This window comes from Streptomyces sp. NPDC003038, assembly GCF_040611115.1.
Classification (GTDB): Bacteria; Actinomycetota; Actinomycetes; order Streptomycetales; family Streptomycetaceae; genus Streptomyces.
Window position 1 is genome coordinate 1 of record NZ_JBEXNN010000101.1, and the last position, 2,300, is coordinate 2,300.

Genomic DNA, 2,300 nt, shown 5'->3' on the forward strand with positions numbered 1-2,300 from the left:
ACTCACCCACCGATCGGGTGACGGGAGGCTCCAATTCCTGCAGGTCACAGACGTTCAGGCGGACGTTCTGAAGCTCAAGTTGAAAAGGCTCACTGAGACGTGTGGCTGCCCTAGCGGGGTGGGCAAGGTCGTGGCCGCGGAGGTGGACATGAGAAGCCTCAGGGCGTGTCGCCTGAGGGTGAGTTAGTGAAGCTCCCGGATGGGGCGCGGGCGGCGGGCGTGACGGAGGCGGGAGAGCTGCCTTTCAGGGCGGCCCAGGGCATTGACGCTGCGGTTCATGGACGGCGTCTGCAGGCACGTGTGAGGCGATTGAGTTTCGGCGCCCTAGGGCGGGTGGTCCGCTCCAGAGTTTTTGGAATCATCAGCGGCTAACAAGGAGTTGACAGCACATGAAGATTATCGAGCTACTTCGGAGTGCGGGAAGCCATCTCGGCATCACACGTAGCTCGCGGGGGCGGCACACCGCTGTGTACCTGTCTGCCGTCCGCCACCAGCGGGCCGCCCAGCACGCGGCGCGGGGGAAGGTTCAGCCGGAGACAGCGCCAGCAGCGCCCAGGGAGTTTCGGCCGCCGGCAACATCTTGGGACCGGCGGGAAATGGCGCCAGCGGCCACGCTTCCGCAGGCCAGAACGGTGCGTGGCGCAGTGCTTCACGTCATATCACATGGGCCGTCGTCGGATGGCTTGTCAGCGGCCCTCCAAGGCACCGCCTTTCCCGCCTTGACCAAGCGGGTTACTCAGGCGAGGACAACCCACCCCGTGGGGTCTGCGACGATGGCCGACGTGGCGCTCTTGCAGCGCCTACGTACCGGACTCATCAAGGCGTTGTAAGGAGCCGTAATTCAACTATTGCCTGAGTTGATGTTGTTGTCGTGGTGTTCGATCACGTGTTTCAGGGCTTCGAGTGTGCGGGGCGGGTGCGTTCGTGGGGTGAGCGTGGGAGTGAGACCGGTTCCGGCGAAGGCCAGCAGCGGCCTGCTCGTCATGGCGTGATAGCTCAGCGTGTTGCGGTCGTGGCCGAGGATCTTGCCCATCAGGGTCAGGTGACGGTATTGCGGCTTCTGAGCAGGGCAACCAGGATGCGGTGGCGGTGGTCGAGGATGCCGAAGCCGGGGTTGCGGCCGCGCCGGTCTCGTCCCTCCCTCTGGCGCTGGGCTTCAGCAAGGACCTGGCGGCACGGTTCGCGCTGGAAGACGAGCTCGTCGAATTCCTCGCGTGCCAGGCCGGTCAGGGCGGGGCGGGTGAGGAGGAAAGTGGCCTCGGCCGGGACCGGCGGTCCCGACTCGTCGTATGGGCCTTCTGGCAGTTGCTGATCAGGTCCCTGTGGGGCGATGGTGTAGTTCCATTCGCCGTGGAACTCGTCGCGTCTGACCCGCCGATCGGCGCTCGTGCGCTCGGCCCGGGAGAGGACGCGGCCGGTGGGGTAAGCGTTCTCGTCCAGTGCGGCTGTGACGGTCAGTCCGGTGCTGGTGCGGGTGGCCGAGATGGTCTCCAGCAGCACTTCGTAGCTGGTCAGGGGTTGTCCGCGCAGGCTGTGGGTGATCCGGGAGAACAGCCGGTGCTCCACTTTGTTCCATTTTGAAGTACCTGGTGGAAAGTGCATGACGGTGATGGTCAGGCCGTACTCATTGGCGAGGCGGCCAGGCCCCTCTTGAACAGGCGCGAGTCGGCCGAGTTGGCCCCGCCGGAGTCAGCGGTGACCAGCAGACGGTCCACTCCGGGGTAGTCGAGGCACCCCTGGAACTTCCACCAGCGGCGCAGGGATTCCACCGTGAAGGCGGCGGTGTTTCGGTCGGTGCCCACGTTCACCCAGCCGCTGTCGCGCCCCAGGTCGTAGATGCCGTATGGGATGGCGATCGGGGTGTCGGGGCCGATGAAGTCGTGGTCGGGGGCGGTGATCGGCTCGCCTTTGGGGCGGTAGGTACGGCCGGGCCGGGCGAAGTCGCCGATCGGTTCCTTCTGCTTCGCATCCACGCTCACCACCGGCAACCCCTCCGCCAGGGCGTTCGGCGGTGGTGTTGATGTGACGGAACTGGGCGTCCCGGTCGGGCACCTGGCTGCCGGCCCGGGTCTTTGCCATGCCCTGGAGACTGAAGCCCATCGCCCGCAGCAGCCCGCCGACCACCGGGGCGCTGACCGGATGTCCCGCATCACCGACTCCCGTGACAGATCCCAAAGCGATGCAGTGAGCTTGTTCAGCGGTGGGTCTCCAGGGTGAGGATGGCTTTGGTGATTGACGTGAGTCTGGTGGGGTGGCAGCGGGCTTTTCGGAGGATGCGCCAGGTCTTGATCTCGGCGATG

Annotated in this window: 2 protein-coding genes and 1 pseudogene; 1 reads left to right on the top strand and 2 read right to left on the bottom strand. The window is 65.8% G+C overall.

Annotation, left to right across the window (positions count from 1 at the left end; translation table 11 throughout):
* The coding region (locus ABZX75_RS34210; protein ID WP_355418115.1) for a hypothetical protein at positions 1 to 187 on the top strand (187 nt) is incomplete at its 5' end.
* A gap of 654 nt (positions 188 to 841) precedes the next feature.
* Here ABZX75_RS34210 and ABZX75_RS34215 read toward each other — a convergent pair.
* Positions 842 to 1,033 carry a hypothetical protein gene (locus tag ABZX75_RS34215; RefSeq protein ID WP_355418118.1) on the bottom strand — a complete coding sequence of 64 codons (192 nt, stop codon included), beginning with the start codon at positions 1,031 to 1,033 and terminating at the stop codon, positions 842 to 844.
* Positions 1,034 to 1,038: 5 nt separating this feature from the next.
* Positions 1,039 to 1,982: pseudogene (locus ABZX75_RS34220) on the bottom strand (ISAzo13 family transposase).
* Between the last annotated feature and the right edge of the window lie 318 nt (positions 1,983 to 2,300).